Origin of the sequence: Pseudomonas sp. B21128 (assembly GCF_044218865.1) — a bacterium.
GTDB classification, from domain to species: domain Bacteria; phylum Pseudomonadota; class Gammaproteobacteria; order Pseudomonadales; family Pseudomonadaceae; genus Aquipseudomonas; species Aquipseudomonas iridis.
The window spans coordinates 4,358,145-4,375,413 of the sequence record NZ_CP162590.1 but is presented as its reverse complement, the minus strand read 5'-3'; the positions used below and the strand labels follow the sequence as shown (position 1 = coordinate 4,375,413).

Annotated in this window: 13 protein-coding genes and 1 tRNA gene; 9 read left to right on the top strand and 5 right to left on the bottom strand. The window is 60.8% G+C overall.

From position 1 onward, the window contains the following. Positions 1 to 77: 77 nt before the first annotated feature. From fdnG to AB4P91_RS19515, 8 genes are all read left to right on the top strand, one after another. Positions 78 to 3,143, top strand: a complete 3,066-nt coding sequence (gene fdnG / locus AB4P91_RS19550) for a formate dehydrogenase-N subunit alpha (protein ID WP_395603454.1) — start codon at positions 78 to 80, stop codon at positions 3,141 to 3,143. After that, a complete protein-coding gene (gene fdxH, locus AB4P91_RS19545) occupies positions 3,144 to 4,079 on the top strand; it encodes a formate dehydrogenase subunit beta (RefSeq protein WP_150591789.1) in 936 nt (311 codons plus the stop codon). After that, positions 4,076 to 4,741 carry a formate dehydrogenase subunit gamma gene (locus tag AB4P91_RS19540; RefSeq protein ID WP_395603453.1) on the top strand — a complete coding sequence of 222 codons (666 nt, stop codon included), beginning with the start codon at positions 4,076 to 4,078 and terminating at the stop codon, positions 4,739 to 4,741. Before fdxH ends, AB4P91_RS19540 begins: the two co-directional genes overlap by 4 nt. Positions 4,742 to 4,744: 3 nt before the next feature. Continuing rightward, the gene (gene fdhE, locus AB4P91_RS19535; protein ID WP_395603452.1) at positions 4,745 to 5,671 is read left to right on the top strand and encodes a formate dehydrogenase accessory protein FdhE; all 927 of its coding nucleotides are present in this window, start codon (positions 4,745 to 4,747) and stop codon (positions 5,669 to 5,671) included. Positions 5,672 to 5,719: 48 nt separating this feature from the next. Beyond that, positions 5,720 to 7,132 carry an L-seryl-tRNA(Sec) selenium transferase gene (gene selA, locus AB4P91_RS19530; protein ID WP_395603451.1) on the top strand — a complete coding sequence of 471 codons (1,413 nt, stop codon included), beginning with the start codon at positions 5,720 to 5,722 and terminating at the stop codon, positions 7,130 to 7,132. Then, a complete protein-coding gene (gene selB / locus AB4P91_RS19525) occupies positions 7,129 to 9,045 on the top strand; it encodes a selenocysteine-specific translation elongation factor (RefSeq protein WP_395604983.1) in 1,917 nt (638 codons plus the stop codon). Before selA ends, selB begins: the two co-directional genes overlap by 4 nt. Positions 9,046 to 9,051: 6 nt before the next feature. Beyond that, positions 9,052 to 9,147: transfer RNA gene (locus AB4P91_RS19520), tRNA-Sec, on the top strand. 84 nt (positions 9,148 to 9,231) lie between these two features. After that, a complete protein-coding gene (locus AB4P91_RS19515; protein ID WP_395603450.1) occupies positions 9,232 to 9,699 on the top strand; it encodes a hypothetical protein in 468 nt (155 codons plus the stop codon). 31 nt (positions 9,700 to 9,730) lie between these two features. Here AB4P91_RS19515 and AB4P91_RS19510 read toward each other — a convergent pair whose 3' ends face one another. Then, a complete protein-coding gene (locus tag AB4P91_RS19510) occupies positions 9,731 to 11,026 on the bottom strand; it encodes an OprD family porin (protein ID WP_395603449.1) in 1,296 nt (431 codons plus the stop codon). Positions 11,027 to 11,360: 334 nt separating this feature from the next. After that, the gene (locus AB4P91_RS19505) at positions 11,361 to 13,064 is read right to left on the bottom strand and encodes an amidase (RefSeq protein WP_395603448.1); all 1,704 of its coding nucleotides are present in this window, start codon (positions 13,062 to 13,064) and stop codon (positions 11,361 to 11,363) included. A gap of 251 nt (positions 13,065 to 13,315) precedes the next feature. Here AB4P91_RS19505 and AB4P91_RS19500 point away from each other — a divergent pair, with 251 nt between their 5' ends. After that, positions 13,316 to 14,431: an AI-2E family transporter gene (locus AB4P91_RS19500; protein WP_395603447.1), complete on the top strand. Its 1,116-nt coding sequence runs from the start codon at positions 13,316 to 13,318 to the stop codon at positions 14,429 to 14,431. Between the two features lie 63 nt (positions 14,432 to 14,494). On the opposite strand, the gene proP is transcribed toward AB4P91_RS19500, so the two are convergent. From proP to AB4P91_RS19485, 3 genes are all read right to left on the bottom strand, one after another. Beyond that, positions 14,495 to 15,997, bottom strand: a complete 1,503-nt coding sequence (proP, locus tag AB4P91_RS19495) for a glycine betaine/L-proline transporter ProP (RefSeq protein ID WP_150591797.1) — start codon at positions 15,995 to 15,997, stop codon at positions 14,495 to 14,497. A gap of 259 nt (positions 15,998 to 16,256) precedes the next feature. Then, positions 16,257 to 16,916: a DUF3313 domain-containing protein gene (locus tag AB4P91_RS19490; protein ID WP_150596339.1), complete on the bottom strand. Its 660-nt coding sequence runs from the start codon at positions 16,914 to 16,916 to the stop codon at positions 16,257 to 16,259. Continuing rightward, the gene (locus AB4P91_RS19485; protein WP_150596340.1) at positions 16,916 to 17,230 is read right to left on the bottom strand and encodes a hypothetical protein; all 315 of its coding nucleotides are present in this window, start codon (positions 17,228 to 17,230) and stop codon (positions 16,916 to 16,918) included. Before AB4P91_RS19485 ends, AB4P91_RS19490 begins: the two co-directional genes overlap by 1 nt. Positions 17,231 to 17,269: the final 39 nt, after the last annotated feature.

Sequence of the window (17,269 nt, the reverse complement as noted above, 5' to 3'; positions counted from 1 at the left end):
GCACCCGTTGCCGCAACCGTGTTTGTCCAGATAAAGCCCGGCTCAAGTACCGGGTTCCACCTGATCAGGAGTGCACGATGGATCTCAGCCGTCGTCAGTTCTTCAAGGTCGCCGGTATCGGCCTTGCAGGCTCTAGCCTGGGCGCGTTGGGCATGGCCCCGACGCCTGCCTTCGCCGAGCAGGTGCGTCACTTCAAGCTTGCCCACACCCATGAAACCCGCAACACCTGCCCATATTGCTCGGTCGGTTGCGGTTTGATCATGTACAGCCAGGGCGATGCCGGAAAGAATGTCGCGCAAAATATCATCCACATCGAGGGCGACGCCGACCACCCGGTCAACCGTGGCACCCTCTGCCCAAAAGGCGCGGGCCTGTTGGACTTCATTCACAGCCCGGGCCGTTTGCTGTATCCGCAGACGCGCAAACCTGGCAGCAGCGAATGGACACGGATCAGTTGGGATGAAGCGCTGGATCGCATCGTCGATCTGATGAAAATCGACCGCGATGCCAACTTCATCGAGAAGAATGAGCAGGGGCAAACGGTGAATCGCTGGCTGACCACCGGTTTCCTCGCGGCCTCGGCGGCGTCCAACGAAGCGGGCTACATCACCCAGAAGGTGATTCGCAGCCTCGGTCTACTGGGGTTCGATAACCAGGCGCGTGTCTGACACGGTCCGACGGTGGCAAGTCTTGCCCCGACGTACGGCCGTGGTGCCATGACCAATACCTGGACCGATATCGCTAACGCGAATCTGATCCTGGTGATGGGCGGCAACGCAGCAGAAGCGCATCCGTGCGGCTTCAAATGGGTGACCGAGGCCAAGGCGCACAACGCCGCGCGGCTGATCGTGGTCGACCCGCGTTTTACCCGAACCGCTTCGGTGGCTGACTACTACGCGCCGATTCGCACCGGTACCGATATCGCCTTCATGGGCGGTTTGATCAATTACCTGCTGACCGAGGACAAGATCCAGCACGAATACGTGCGCAACTACACCGATGTGTCGTTCATTGTCAAAGCCGGTTATGGCTTCGAGGACGGCATCTTCAGTGGTTACGACGTGGCCAAGCGCAGCTATACCGACAAATCCGGTTGGGGCTACGAAATGGGCGAGGACGGCTTCGTCCGAGTCGACCCGACCCTGCAAGACCCGCGCTGCGTCTATCAGTTGATGAAGCAGCATTACAGCCGCTACACCATCGACCTCGCGAGCCAGATCTGCGGGATGCCGGTCGATGCCATGCAGAAAATCTGGGACGAAATCGCCACGTGCTCGATACCGGGCAAGACCATGACGATTCTCTACGCGCTCGGCTGGACCCAGCATTCCATCGGCGCGCAAATCATCCGCAGTGCGGCGATGGTGCAACTGTTGCTGGGCAATGTCGGCATGCCGGGCGGCGGGGTGAACGCCTTGCGCGGGCACTCGAACATTCAAGGCCTGACCGACCTCGGATTGCTCTCCAATGCGCTGCCGGGCTATCTGTCACTGGGCACCGATACCGAGCAGGATTACGCCACCTACATCCACAAACGCACGCAAGTGCCGTTGCGGCCGGGGCAACTCTCGTACTGGCAGAACTACAGCAAATTCCACGTCAGCCTGATGAAGTCGTGGTACGGCGCCCACGCCACGGCCGAGAACAATTGGCTCTACGACCATTTGCCGAAACTCGACATCCCCAACTATGACGTGTTGAAGATGTTCGACCTGATGAGCCAGGGCAAGGTCAACGGCTACTTCTGCCAGGGCTTTAATCCCATCGCCGCGTTGCCTGACAAAAACCGTGTGATGGGCGCGTTGGCCAAACTCAAATGGCTGGTGGTGATGGACCCGCTGGCCACCGAAACGTCGGAGTTCTGGCACAACGTCGGGCCCTACAACGATGTGAAAACCGACGAGATCCAGACGGAAGTCATTCGCCTGCCGACCACCTGTTTCGCCGAAGAGGACGGCTCGCTGGTCAACAGCAGCCGCTGGCTGCAATGGCACTGGAAGGGCGCCGATGGCCCGGGCGAAGCGCAAACCGACATTCGCATCATGAGCGAACTGTTCCTGCGCCTGCGCAAGCGTTATCAGGCCGAGGGCGGCAAGTTTCCCGACCCACTGCTGAAACTGACGTGGCCGTACAAGATCGCCGACGAACCGTCCCCGGAAGAACTGGCCAAAGAGATCAACGGCAGCGCCGTCACAGACTTTACCGATGCCACCGGCGCCACGGTCAAGGCCGGCACGCAACTGGCCGGGTTCGGCTTGCTCAAGGACGACGGCAGCACCGCGTCCGGCTGCTGGATTTTCGCTGGCAGCTGGACCGAGGCCGGTAATCAGATGGCCCGGCGCGACAATGCCGACCCGTATGGCATGCATCAGCACCAGGGGTGGGCCTGGGCCTGGCCGGCCAATCGGCGGATTCTCTACAACCGCGCTTCCGCAGACGTTGCGGGCAAACCGTGGGATCCGAAAAAGCGTCTGGTCTGGTGGAACGGTAAAGTCTGGACCGGCACCGATGTGCCGGACTACAAGGCCGACGTGCCGCCGGAGGCCGGGATGAATCCGTTCATCATGAACCCGGAAGGTGTGGCGCGGTTCTTCGCCGTCGACAAGATGAATGAAGGGCCATTCCCCGAGCACTACGAGCCGTTCGAAACCCCCATCGGCATCAACCCGCTGCACCCGCAAAACAAGCAGGCCACCAGCAACCCGGCAGCGCGGATCTTCGATTCGGTCTGGGAAACCCTCGGCGAAGCCAAGGACTTCCCGTACGCCGGCACCAGCTATCGCTTGACCGAGCATTTCCACTTCTGGAGCAAGCACTGCAAGTTGAACGCGATTGCCCAGCCTGAGCAGTTTGTCGAAATCGGCGAGGTGCTGGCGAAAGAGAAGGGCATCGCGGCCGGTGATCGAGTGCGGGTCAGTTGCAAACGCGGATTCATTGAAGCGGTCGCGGTAGTGACCAAAAGGATCCGGCCGCTGCAGGTCAACGGCCAGGTGGTGCATCAGATCGGCATCCCGTTGCACTGGGGTTTTACCGGTTTGACACGTCACGGTTACCTGACCAACACCTTGGTGCCGTTCCTCGGCGATGGCAACACACAGACCCCGGAATCCAAGTCATTCCTGGTCAACGTGGAGAAACTGTAAATGGCCAGCCAAGACATCATTGCCCGCTCGGCCACCACCACGGTGCCGCCCTCGGTGAGGAATCAGGAGGCCGTGGCCAAGCTGATCGACACCACCAAATGCATCGGCTGCAAGGCCTGCCAGGTCGCCTGTTCGGAATGGAACGAACTGCGCGACGAGGTCGGCCACAACCACGGCACCTACGACAACCCGCAGGACCTGAGCGCAGAATCCTGGACGCTGATGCGCTTCACCGAGCACGAAACCGACGCCGGCAACCTCGAATGGCTGATCCGCAAGGACGGCTGCATGCACTGCGCCGAGCCGGGGTGCCTGACGGCGTGTCCCAGCCCCGGTGCGATCATCAAGCACGCCAACGGCATCGTCGACTTCGATCAGGATCACTGCATCGGTTGCGGCTATTGCATCACCGGGTGCCCGTTCAACATTCCGCGTATCTCGCAAAAAGATCACAAGGCGTACAAGTGCACGCTGTGTTCGGATCGAGTCGCGGTGGGTTTGGAGCCGGCCTGTGTGAAAACCTGTCCGACCGGCGCCATCGTCTTCGGCACCAAGGAAGACATGAAGGAACACGCCGCCGAACGCATCGTCGACCTGAAAAGCCGTGGCTTTGAGAACGCCGGTTTGTATGACCCGGCCGGCGTCGGCGGCACTCACGTCATGTACGTGCTGCACCACGCTGACACACCGAGGATTTACGCCGGTCTGCCCGACGCGCCGACCATCAGTCCGCTGGTGGGCTTGTGGAAAGGCATCAGCAAACCGCTGGGCTTGTTGGCGATGGGCGCGGCGGTGCTGGCCGGGTTCTTCCACTACGTGCGCATCGGCCCGAACCGGGTTGAAGAGGATGAACATCCGACCGCGCCCGACACCTCGGTGCATGTCGTTGATCCGGCGGTGCACACCTTCGACCCACGCGGGGAGGACCGGCCATGAGCAATAAGACGATCCTGCGTTACACCGCCAACCAGCGCACCAATCACTGGCTGGTGGCGATTGTGTTTTTCATGGCCGGGCTGTCGGGGCTGGCGCTGTTTCATCCATCGATGTTCTGGCTGACCCATCTGTTCGGCGGTGGACCGTGGACGCGGATTCTGCACCCGTTCATGGGGGTGGCGATGTTCGTGTTGTTTCTCGGTTTGGTGTTCAATTTCTGGCGCGCCAACGTCTTCATCGCCAACGACCGGCAGTGGCTGCGGCGCATTGATCGGGTATTGGTCAACGACGAAGAAGCCGTGCCGCCGGTTGGCAAGTACAACGCCGGGCAAAAGCTGCTGTTCTGGACTTTACTGCTGTGCATGCTCGCGTTGCTGTTCACTGGGCTGGTGATCTGGCGCGCCTGGTTCAGCGCGTTTTTCGGCATTACCCTGATCCGCTGGTCAATGCTGCTGCATGCACTGGCCGGGTTTGTGCTGATCCTCAGCATCATCATCCACATCTACGCCGGGCTGTGGATCAAGGGCTCGGTCGACGCGATGCTGCATGGTTGGGTCAGCCGCGCCTGGGCGAAGAAACACCACGCACTGTGGTATCGCGACATCACCCGCGATGAACGCAATCCGGACGTGCCAGAGCGACCGATCACCAAAAAGGGCTGACCTTTGCCAAGCATTCTTGAACCCGGAGAAATCGAAGCGGCGGCCAGTTCGCCGCCGTTTCTGCACCTGCCACCGCACAACCTTTTCACCCTGCGCGCCGAACGCCTGGAGCGATTGGCCGTAGGGCATCCGTTGGCCGAGTATCTGCGCTTGATCGCCGGTTTGTGCCGGGCGCAGCAGCAAGTCCTGGATGAGCCGCCGTCGACCGGGCCAATCGATCAACAACGGCTTGCGCTGTGCCAGCAACACGGTTTACCGCCGTTCGGCGCCGATACCTTAATTCGCGAAGATGACTGGCAAGCCTGGCTGGAGGCTTTGTTGCAGCGTTACACAGCACCCGAGCAACCCGCTGTGATCGATGCAATCGCCACATTGCGCAGCGCCGATTCTGGGCAATTGCGCAGCTGGGGGGTGGCGCTGGTCAGCGGGCAATATTCCATGGTGCCGGCGCAATTGGTGCCGTTTTTGGGCGCGGCGCTGCAAACCGCGTGGAGCCACTGGCTGCTCAGCGCGCCCAACCTGCAACTCAAACCCGGCGACAGCCTCAGCCAATGCCCGGCCTGCGGTTCACCGGCCATGATCGGCGTGATTCGCCATCGCGGCAAACACAACGGCTTGCGCTATCTGGTGTGTTCGCTGTGCGCCTGTGAATGGCACGTGGTGAGGGTCAAATGCGTGTATTGCGAGTCGAGCAAGGGCCTCGACTACCTGAGCTTTGAGGACGATCGCCACGCCGCCAATCAGGCGCCGCTGCGCGCCGAAGTCTGTCCGGGCTGCAACAGCTATCTGAAATTGCTCTATCTGGAGAACGATGCCGACGCCGAGGCGTTGTCGGCTGATCTGAGCAGTTTGCTGCTGGACATGCGTCTGGCGCAGGACGGCTATCAGCGTCTGGCGCCCAATCTGCTGCTGGCGCCGGGAGACGAATGACCGCAGCGTCTACACTCGCCGGACAGTCTTTTGTTTCGGGAGTGGCAGATGTCTGCAAGTGTTGCCCTGCGATTACCTTCCATTGATGGTTTGTTGCGTCACCCGGCGTGTCTGCCGTTGGCCGAGCGTTATGGGCGTGAGGCGTTGCTGGCGAGTTTGCGACAACTGCTGGATGAACTGCGCTCGAGTGTGGTGAACGGGCAGTTGTCGGCGGCTGAAATCAGTCCTGATGTGCTGGCCGGCCGGGTCGGCGAACGGCTTGTGCAGCAACAACGCAGCCAGGTTCGGCGGGTGTTCAACCTCACGGGCACGGTGTTGCACACCAATCTCGGCCGGGCGCTATTGCCTGAAAAAGCCATCGAAGCGGTACAAATGGCGGCACGGTATCCGCTCAATCTTGAGTTTGATCTGGCCAGCGGTAAACGCGGCGACCGTGATGATTTGATCGAGGGCCTGATCCGCGAACTGACCGGCGCCGAAGCCGTCACCGTGGTCAACAACAATGCCGCGGCGGTGCTGCTGACGCTCAACAGCCTCGGGGCACGCAAGGAAGGCATCATCTCGCGCGGCGAGTTGATCGAGATCGGCGGCGCGTTTCGCATCCCCGACATCATGGCCCGCGCCGGCGTGCGTCTGCACGAGGTCGGCACCACCAATCGCACCCATGCCCGTGATTACGAAGCGGCGATCAGCCCGCGCAGCGGTTTGATCATGCGTGTGCATGCGAGCAATTACAGCATTGAGGGTTTTACGGCGCGGGTGGCGACCGCCGAGTTGGCCGAGTTGGCGCATCGTCACGGGCTGCCGTTGCTGGAGGATCTGGGCAGCGGCAGTCTGCTGGATCTGACGCGCTGGGGGTTGCCCGCAGAACCGACGGTGCGACAGGCGCTGCTTGATGGCGCCGATATCGTCACCTTCAGTGGTGACAAGTTGCTCGGCGGCCCGCAGGCCGGATTGATCGTCGGAAGCAAAGCGCTGATCGCGAAAATCAAGAAGAACCCACTGAAGCGTGCATTGCGGGTCGACAAACTGACCTTGGCGGCGCTGGAAGCCGTGCTGGGTTTGTATCGCGATCCGGATCGACTGGCCGAACGATTGCCGAGCCTGCGCCTGTTGACCCGTGCGCAAGCCGACATTTTTGCGCAGGCGTCACGATTGCAACCGGCCATGGCTGGCGCTTTGGGCGAGGTCTGGCGTGTTGCTGCTGTGCAGTCACTCGGCATGATCGGCAGCGGCAGCCAACCGGTGGCGCGCTTGCCCAGTGCGGCGCTGTGTTTGCGCCCGCAAGTGTCCAGGCGATTACGCGGCCGTCATCTGCTCAACCTTGAAGCCGCGCTGCGTGCCTTGCCGATCCCGGTGCTCGGGCGCATTGATGACGACGCGTTGTGGCTGGATCTGCGCCAGCTCGACGACGAGCCCGCATGGCTGGGGCAGTTGTCGCTATTGCAGGTCGCGCAATGATCGTCGGCACAGCGGGGCACATCGACCACGGCAAGACCTCGTTGCTGCAAGCGCTGACCGGGCAAACCGGCGACCGCCGCCCGCAGGAACGCGAACGCGGCATGACCATCGACCTCGGTTATCTGTATGCCGAGCTGGAACCGGGTGCCGGGCTGAGCGGTTTTATCGATGTGCCTGGCCATGAAAAATTCACTCATAACATGCTCGCCGGCGCGCAAGGCATTGATCTGGTGTTGCTGGTAATCGCGGCGGATGACGGCGTGATGCCGCAAACCCGCGAACATCTGGCAATTGTCCAGTTGCTCGGCATTCCCCGCGCGGTGGTGGCGATCACCAAGTGCGACCGGGTCGAGGCGGGCAGGGTGGAGGAAGTGCAGCGCCAGACGCTGGACTTGCTCGAAGCCGGACCGTTTGCCGAGGTGCCGATTTTGGCTGTATCGAGCGTGAGCGGGCAGGGCATTGATGAATTGCGACAGATCTTGTTGCAGAGCCAACGTGAAGTGCTTGAGCGCAGTCGAGAAGGAGGTTTTCGTCTGGCCATCGACCGTGCTTTCAGCGTTGCCGGTGCGGGGATTGTGGTCACCGGCACCGCGCTGTCGGGCGTGGTCGCGTTGGGCGACAAACTGGTTTTGGGGCCTGCCGGTAAAGCCGTCAGGGTTCGTGGTTTACACGCGCAGAATCAGCCCTCCGAACACGGGTTCGCCGGGCAGCGGGTGGCATTGAATATCAGCGGCGATCGCCTGGCACTGGCGCAAATCCACCGCGGCCAATGGCTGCTGAGCGAGTGGCTGTACGCGCCGACGCAACGGGTCGATATCGAGTTTCAACTGTTGCCCGGCGAACGTCCCTTCGAGCACTTCCACCCGGTGCATCTGCACCTCGGCACTCTAGACGTGATCGCCCGCGTCGCCTTGCTCGAAGGCCCGCGCCTGAACCCCGGCCAACGCATGTTCGCGCAATTGCTGATCAACGCGCCGGTGCACGCGGTAAGGGGGGATCGGCTGATCCTGCGCGATCAAAGTGCCCAGCGCACCCTCGGCGGCGGCCAAGTACTCGACCCGTTCGCCCCGGCCCGCCAACGGCGCAGCCCCGAACGGCTGGCGCAACTCGAGGCCTTGGCGCGCAGTGAACGTTTTGAGCAGGTGCTGCCGGTGCTGCTCAATCACAGTGCCGGCGGCCTCGATCCGCAACGGCTGGAGCGCCAGTTCAATCGTCCGCGTGAAGACTGGTCATTGCCGCAGAACGTCCGGTTGATCGATACGCGCCAAGGGCCGGTGCTGTTCAACGTGCAGCGCTGGGGCCAGCTGAAATTCATCCTGCTGGAACAACTGGCGAAATTTCATGAACTGGAGCCCGATCAGATGGGCCCGGATCGGGATCGTCTTCGGCGTTTCAGCGGGTTGGTGCTGGAGCGCTCTATTTTTGTCAGTCTGTTGGACGAATTGCTCGGCGCCGGTTCGATCAACGCCAGCGGGCCGTGGCTGCACCTGCCGGATCATCAGGTGCGCTTGAATGCCGAAGACGAAACCTTGTGGCTTCAGCTGCAACCGCTGTTCGAACAGGCCGGGTTCGATCCGCCGTGGGTGCGCGACATCGCCGGAGTTGTTGAGCAAGACGACGCCGTCGTCCGCTTGCTGCTGCGCAAACTCGCGCGCCTTGGGCTGATGCATCAAGTGGTGCGCGACCTGTTTATCAGCGACGCGATGCTGCGGCAGATGGCGACCGTATTGTTGCAACTGGCCAAGGAAAATCCGCAGATCCAGGTGACAACCTTCCGCGATGCGCTAGGCTTGGGACGCAAGCGCTCAATTCAATACCTCGAATACTTCGACCGTCTCGGCCTGACCCGGCGCAGCGGTGAAACTCGACTCATTCGTTACGACAACGCGTTGGCCATGGCGGACGCGCACTGAGTTCAAGGAAGGCAATCGCGTCCGGTGGCGCGGCCGGGCTTCAAACCCGGTTGGGGACGGCATCCGTTCCCGGGCAGGTTCGACTCCGGCTGCCTTCCGCCACTTTGCAAACAGAAGATCGCAGCCTTCGCCAGGGCCTACCCTGTACCATCCGGCAATCCTGACAATGGACTGCCGGAGATCCGCTTGAAAAATCCAACCAGAAGCACCGTGCTTTTCTTCACCCTGTTGGTGTGTGCGAATGCTGCGGGATGGCTTTACTACGTAATCACGCACGCCACGGTGACACGTGGGATGCCAATGATCAGAACCACAACGCCGCTGCTGATTGGCGGGCGCGATGGTGATGAAACCCGCTACGTACTGCCGGTGGGCACCACGCTTTATGAAGATAAAAGTTCCCCGGAAGGGTTCACACGTTACCTGGTCTACTTCAACCACAAAGGCCCGATTGATCACGAAACGGTGACGATGGAGCCCAAGTATGGCGGCTCGGTGGTTGTCCCGCAGTGGTTGGAAAGCATTGATGCCGTTACGTTGAACAACATTTTTAAACGTTTCCCTTTATCCAGGCGCGACGTTGCCGCGGCGGTCAAGGCCAATGACATTAGCCGGGATGATCTGATTGAGATTATCGGTGAGATGCCGGAGTGACGGATTAAAGGCGATGTTCAGCCATGCGCAGTCAGAGCCCCAACGGATACTCCACCACCACGTAAATCCGATCAATATCATCCCCGGCCTGTGCTTCATTGGCCCGGTGCGAAACGTGCGACACCTGCACCGACAAATCCTTCGCCGCGCCCGACTGCACGATGTATTTCAGATCGATGTCGCGCTCCCAGTGTTTGCCACCATCGCCTTGCTGCGGCTGGTATTCGCCGCTATCGGCATCAAATGGATTGTAGGCGCCACCCTTGGGCGCATGGGTGCCATCGATGTGGCTGCCGGAGACGTAGCGGGTCATGAACTTGAGGCCAGGAACGCCAAAAGCGCCGAGATCGAGGTCGTAGCGTGCTTGCCACGAACGTTCACCGGCACCGTTGAAGTCGGCGTATTTGATCGAGTTGGCGAGGTAGATCGAGTCGCCGCCGACGAAATCGAACGGTGTGTGGCCATTGATCCGCTGCCAGCCGAGCATCACTGCATGCGGGCCGAGGGTGTACTTGCCCGAGAGGCTGAACGCGGTGTTGTCGATTGCCCCGGCCAGTGCCCGCCCGGTGTCGCGGGTGTGATAGAAGTTGGCGTCGAGCAACAGGCCGGGGCGCCTGAAGTGCAGGTTGCCGTAGAACTGCTGCCAGGTGTCGCTCAGGTCGGACGCATACAGCGCGCCACCCAGTGGGCTGTCAGCAAAAAGATCGGCACCGACAAAGCTGATAGCGCCAGATTTCGTGCTGGCACCGTATCCGTAAAAATCATCTTTCCTGGAAGAACTGTCCTGATTCTTGAATGCCGTGAAATGCCCGGCTTGTAGATTGATGTTGTCGATTTCCTGACTGCTGAGCAGAAAACCGGTGGCGTATTCCGGTTGCAGGCGTTTGTCAGAGGTGTCGAATACCGGGGTTTCGACGGTCATTTCGCCGAACGCCAGGGTGGTGCGCGAAGCCTTCAACTTGAGGGCGCCGCCAGCGCTGGAGTAGTTGTTTTCGCTGCGGCCATTGCTGTCGACCGGCAGCAACCCGGTGCCCGAATGGCCCCTGCCGCCATCGAGTTTCATGCCTATAAAGGCGTGCGTATCGATGCCAAAGCCGACTGTTCCTGGTGTGAAACCCGATGAGAAAGTACCGATAAACCCTTGTGCCCACTCCTGTTTATAGTTTTTCCCGGTGGATGAGGGTGAGCGGTAGTCGTTGTTCAGGTAGAAATGGCGGCTGAGTACCGCAGATTGGGAGTTTTCGAAAAACCCGCCCGCGTTTGACGTGGTGCTCAGACCGCAGAGCAGCGCAAGCAGGGTGATACGCGATGACGTGCAGTCGATCATTATCAGTGGCCAGCAGCAAAGTAGATGGCGCTGATGATCACGGCATTCGGCAGTCAGGGATTGGGCCGGTGTGCTGAATGTGGTCGCTGCACCCAAAAAGCTGTGAGCGAGCCTGCTCGCGATGGCGGCAGGTCATTCACCCACGATGTTGACTGACCGGGCGCTATCGCTGGCAAGCCAGCTCCCACAGGGACTCGAGGTGTGCCCAGGATATTGGGTGACACCCAAAAACCTGTGGGAGCTGGCTTGCCAGCGATTGCAGTGCGTCAGGCAACATTTCTATCAACTGACACACCGCCATCGCGAGCAGGCTCGCTCTCACAGCTTGACCGCGTTATGACAACGGCGGGGTGCGTGGCGGGATCATGCGTTTACTGCCCGTCGATTCAAACGCCGCGGCCAGGCGCAGCAGGCTTGAGTCGTCGTAGGCGCGGCCGGCGAAGGTCAGGCCGACCGGCATGCCGATGTCGGCCATCACGCCCATGGGCACGGTGACGGTGGGTACGCCCAGGTGGCGGATCGCGAGGTTGCCGTTGGCGACCCAGATGCCGTTGCTCCAGGCAATGTCGGCGGACTCCGGGTTCACATCCGCATCCGCCGGGGCGACATCGGCGACGGTCGGGAACAGCACGGCGTCGAGGCCCAGCTTATCCATCCAGTCCTCAAGGTCGATGCGCCGGGTTTGTTCCAGGCCACGCAAGCCATCGGGAACAGTGGAAATTTCATTCCACGGCGTGATGCCACGCTCGGCCATGCGCACGTATTCGTCCATGCCGGCGACAAGGTCACCCTCCCGGTTGGGCAGAGTGCCCGGCTCGTGCGGGAAGATTTTCGCACCGTCGACGTCGACCAGACGATTGAGCTTCGGGTCGCCGTTGGCTTGCAGGAAGTCGTCAAAAGCCCAGGCGGTCAGGTCCCACAGTTCATGGTGGAGGAACTCTTTGGACACCAGCCCACGGGTGAACACGGTCGGTGCGCCGGGACGGTCGCCTTCGCAGTTGGAGACCAGCGGGAAGTCGGTTTCGATCACTTCGGCACCGGCAGCTTCCAGTGCCTGACGCGCCTGTTTCCACAGATCGATCACCGACGCGCGCGTGTTGATGCGTTGGCCGGTCGGGCCGCCGATGCCCGGCGCTTCGCTGGTACCAGCGTCAGGGTCGGCATTGATGAACATGCGCGGCACGGCGAAACGCTTGCCGGCCAGCGCCGTGCGGTCGGCAGCCAGTTCGGCGTAAGCGGCAGGGCGTACGGTGCTGACGCTCGGGATCGGCACCCAAGGTTGCAGGCGCCACAGATCGCCGCGGGTGTCCGGATCCTCGGCGACGACGATGTCGAGGACTTCGAGCAAGTCAGCCATGGTGCGTGCGTACGGCACCACGACATCCATGGTCGGGGTCAGCGGCCAGTTGCCGCGCACCGAAATCACACCGCGTGACGGGGTGTAGGCGCACAGGCCATTGTTCGAAGCAGGGCCGCGCCCGCTCGACCAGGTTTCTTCGGCCAGGCCGAATGCAGCAAAACTCGCGGCCGTGGCGGTGCCGGCGCCATTGGACGAACCGGAGGCGAACGGTGCGGTGAGGAAGTCAGCGTTGTATGGGCTCTCGGCACGGCCATAAACTCCGCGCTGCATGCCGCCATTGGCCATCGGCGGCATGTTGGTCTTGCCCAGGCAAATCGCCCCGGCACCGCGCAGGCGCTCAATGGTGAACGCGTCGCGATGGGCGACCAGATCAACGAAGGCCGGGCTGCCGGACGCGGCGGTCAGGCCCTTGACCAGATAACTGTCCTTGGCGGTGTAAGGAATGCCGTCGAGCGGGCTAAGGGTTTCGCCTTTGGCGCGGCGGGCGTCGGCAGCCCTGGCTTCGTTCAGCGCTTCGGGGTTGCGCACGACAACCGCGTTGAGCGCTGTCGCCGTGTCGGCGCCGTCGTAGGCATCGATGCGGGCGAGATAGGCCTGCACCAACTCAAGCGACGTGGTCTGGCCGGACTCAAGCGCTGCGCGCAGTTGGGCGATGGAAACTTCAGTGACTTCGATCATGCGTTCACCGCCGATTGCAGTTGAGCGTCATGGGTTTTTGAAGAGCTATTCATATCAGTTCTCGTGCACGGCTTTAGCGACAAGGTTAAGACTGGCGCCTATTTAACACCATGCCGGGCGCGGAGTAATCGGCGGGATGTTTTTTGTCTATCGATGACCCCTTCGCGGGCCCATCAATCAAACAGGAAGAATGCAAGGAGGTGATCTAGGCTCAGCGCAGTCCGACCGATGCGCTTGACGGGGGAACCACTGTGGAAGAGAAACCGCTGATCGCATTCAACAGTTCCAGAGCGTTGCTTGACGTGCTGATCCGTGCGGGGTTGATCGTCACGTTGGTGCTGTTCTGTTACGACATTTTCCATCCGTTTCTCAATGTGATGCTCTGGGCGCTGATCCTGGCCGTCACCCTGTACCCGCTGAACAGAATGCTCGGCGCCAGACTCGGTCAACGTTACGGCTGGGCCGCGGTCATTGTGGTGGTGCTGGGGCTGCTGATCCTGATGGTGCCTTTGAGCCTGCTGGGCGCATCGGTGGCCGAGTCGGTGAAGGGCGGGATGCAGGTGCTTGAAAGCGGCCATTTCGAAATCCCGCCGCCGCCGGCCAATGTCGAGACCTGGCCGCTGATCGGACCACCGATCTTCGGCATCTGGCAGCACGCCTCGCAGGATCTTAGCTGGGCCTTCCAGGAACTGGCGCCGCACCTCAAGGAATGGGGCAGAGTGATGCTGCACCAAGCGGCCGGGGTGGGCGCGGGCATTGTGGTGTTCGTCGTAGCGTTGATCGTTGCCGGGTTGATCATGACTTACGGTGAAAGCGGCCATCGCACCGCCGTCGCCGTCACCACGCGGATTTCCGGGCCCGCGCGTGGGCCGCAGATCGCCCAATTGTGCACGGCGACCATTCGCGCCGTCGCTCAGGGTGTGGTGGGCATCGCTTTTATCCAGATGCTGCTGATCGGCGTTGCCTTGGTGATCATGGGCGTACCAGCGGCCGGCATATTGGCGCTGTTGGTGCTGTTGCTGGGCATCACCCAATTACCGGTGCTGTTGATCACGCTGCCTGTGGTGATTTTTGTTTTCGCTCAGCAAGGGGTCAGCGCCGCAACGGTGATCTTTGGCGTGTGGATGGTGGTTGCCGGGCTTTCCGACAATGTGCTCAAACCGATGCTGCTGGGACGCGGCGTGGCCGTGCCGATGCCCGTCGTGTTGATCGGCGCCCTCGGCGGCATGGTGACCAGCGGGATTATCGGGTTGTTCACCGGGCCGGTGATTCTGGCGGTCGGCTATGCGTTGTTTATCGGTTGGGTGTATCAGCCCGCCGATGTCACCGAGGTGCTGGAAGCTCCGCCAGAGGAAAATCTGTCCTGACTCACGCAGTGCTGAAGATGTGGCAGCAGCCCGGGCAGTTTTCTGCACCGGGCCACGCAGGGCTCAGTTGATCCGCGGATGCTGTTGCACCAGGTTCTTGCGCTTGGCTTCCAGTTCGGCAATTTCAGCATCGATGTCTTCGATCTTCTGCTCGATATTGTCGTGATGTTCTTGCAGGAGCTCCTTCGCCTCTGCCAGGTCAGAGGCGGCGGGGGCGGCGCCACGCAACGGTTTGTTCGCCGTTTCCTTCATGGTCAGGCCGGTGATCAGACCGACCACGGCAACCACCATCAGGTAGTACGCCGGCATGTACAGGTCGTTGGTGCTTTCCACCAGCCAGGCCACGACGGTCGGCGTCAGGCCGGCGATCAACACCGAAATGTTGAACGACGCCGCCAGCGCACTGTAGCGAATGTGTGTGGGGAACATCGCCGGCAGGGTCGAGGCCATCACGCCGATGAAGAAATTCAGCAACACCGCCAGCATCAGCAGCCCGGCGAAGATCAGGCCGATCTTGCCGCTGTTGATCAGCATGAACGCTGGAACGGCGAGAATGAACAGGCCAATGCTGCCGATGACGATGAAAGGCTTGCGGCCGATTTTGTCGCTGACAAAACCGATCAGCGGCTGCACGAACAGCATGCCGACCATGATCGCGATGATGATCAACACGCCACGATTTTCGCTGTAGTGCAGGTTATGCGACAGGTAACTCGGCATGTAAGTGAGCAGCATGTAGTAAGTGACGTTGGTCACCGCCACCACGCCGACGCAGGTCATCAGGCTGCGCCAGTGCTTGGTGGCGATTTCCTTGAACGACACTTTCGGGCCACGGGCCAGACCTTCGCGATCCCCTTGTTCGAGTTTCTCCACGTGCTGCTGGAACGCCGGCGTTTCTTCGAGCGCGTGGCGCAGATACAGACCGATCATGCCCAGCGGCAGAGCGAGGAAGAACGGCAGACGCCAGCCCCATTCGAGAAACTGCTCTTCACCGATAATCGCCGAGATCATCACCACCACGCCGGCGCCAAGGACGAAACCGGCAATCGAACCGAAGTCCAGCCAACTGCCGAGGAAGCCGCGTTTGCGGTCCGGGGCGTATTCGGCGACGAAGATCGAGGCACCGGTGTATTCGCCACCGACGGAGAAGCCTTGGGCCATTTTCGCCAGCAACAGCAGAATCGGCGCCCAGATGCCTATGGAGTCATAGGAGGGGATCAGGCCGATGGCGAAGGTGCTCAGGGACATGATGACGATGGTCGCGGCGAGGACTTTCTGTCGTCCGTACTTGTCGCCCAACGCGCCGAAAAACAGGCCGCCCAGCGGCCGGATCAGGAACGGCACGGAGAAGGTCGCCAATGCCGCGATCATCTGTACGCCAGGATCGGCGCCGGGGAAGAAGATCTTGCCGAGCGCATAGGCGACAAAACCGTAGACGCCAAAGTCGAACCATTCCATGGCATTGCCGAGGGCAGCGGCCGTAATGGCTTTGCGCATCTTGACGTCGTCGACGATGGTGATGTCTTTCAGACCAATCGGTTTGACGCTGCTTTTACGTGATTTCATCCGGGTATTCTCTTTACTGATCCATCTTGTCGCGTCAATGCCATCTATTTGATGGCGCGTGCTTAATGGGTCTGATACATGAGGACACGAAATAATTCACCGCTCGCGGCTTTTTTTAATTTTCAAACACAAGATCAAAAGATCGCAGCCTCGTTTTACTCGACAGCTCCTAGAGAACTTCTGCCCCGTGGGCTGGTGATAGCTGCACTTTACGTTAGACGAAAAAACGCTTTACGACCGATGCCTCCCGCCACGGGTTCTACTTTCGAATCGCCACGTACGATTTACCCAGATCACTGGCCCAGCCATCGAGCACCACTTTGACGTCGTCGGCAGTCAGCACCTGTTTGCTGTTGTCCAGCGCCACGCCGGTGCCCTTGCGCATGACTTCTGCAACCACTTCGCCGGTCGAGCCGTCCTCGAACGACACTTCCGTGGCGATTTCGCTGTCTTGATCACGAATGCCAGTAGCGGTGCTCACGCCAGCCGCAAGCAGTGTGACCGGCAACCATTCGTAAAAACGCAAACCTTGGGTGCTGGTGGCAACCCGGGTAATCGCGGGCCTGACGATCAGCGTATTGGGACCGGGAGTCGATACCAGTGGCAGGACTTTGCCCAGTTCCTGCCTGAGGGCCGCGTCGTAATAGTCGGTGACACCCGCGAGGGTGCTGAGGGGGATGCGTTCGGTGGGCTCGGCGCTGGGGAAAAACTGACTCGGCGCCAGATAGGCCTGGGTGTAACGCCCCCTGGCCAAAGCAGGGCTGACCCACCCCAATACATCGTGACCCGAGGGCGATGTGTGTTGCTTCAAAACGCTGTAATCATGCAGAAATCCAGTGTGTTCGACGCTTGGACTGGTGCAGGCCGAGAGGCTCAGGGACGCAGTACACAGCACCGTCATCAGGCAATGGCTTCTCATTAATGTGAATCCTTGTGGGTGTGCGGGGCGTTTTCCGAGCACTCGATGTGCAACTGGCCGTGGGTCATGATCCAGTGGATGAGGTCGGCGGCCGGGATCGAATGGGCATACTCCACCCACTGAGCGTTGGCCGGGCTGAACTGCTCGAAGTAACGGCGCAGGACAATCCGGCTCTGATCACCGGACACCCCCAGGCAGAACTCCTGAAACAGGACCGGCGTATCGTGTGTCGGTGCTGTCGTGCGCTGGCTGAGGATCAACGGATATTGGGCTTTATGCCCCTCGGCGGTGTACCTGCTGTGCAAGGCCTTCATGAACAACCCCTGATTTGGAAAGGAGTGCAGGATGCACGA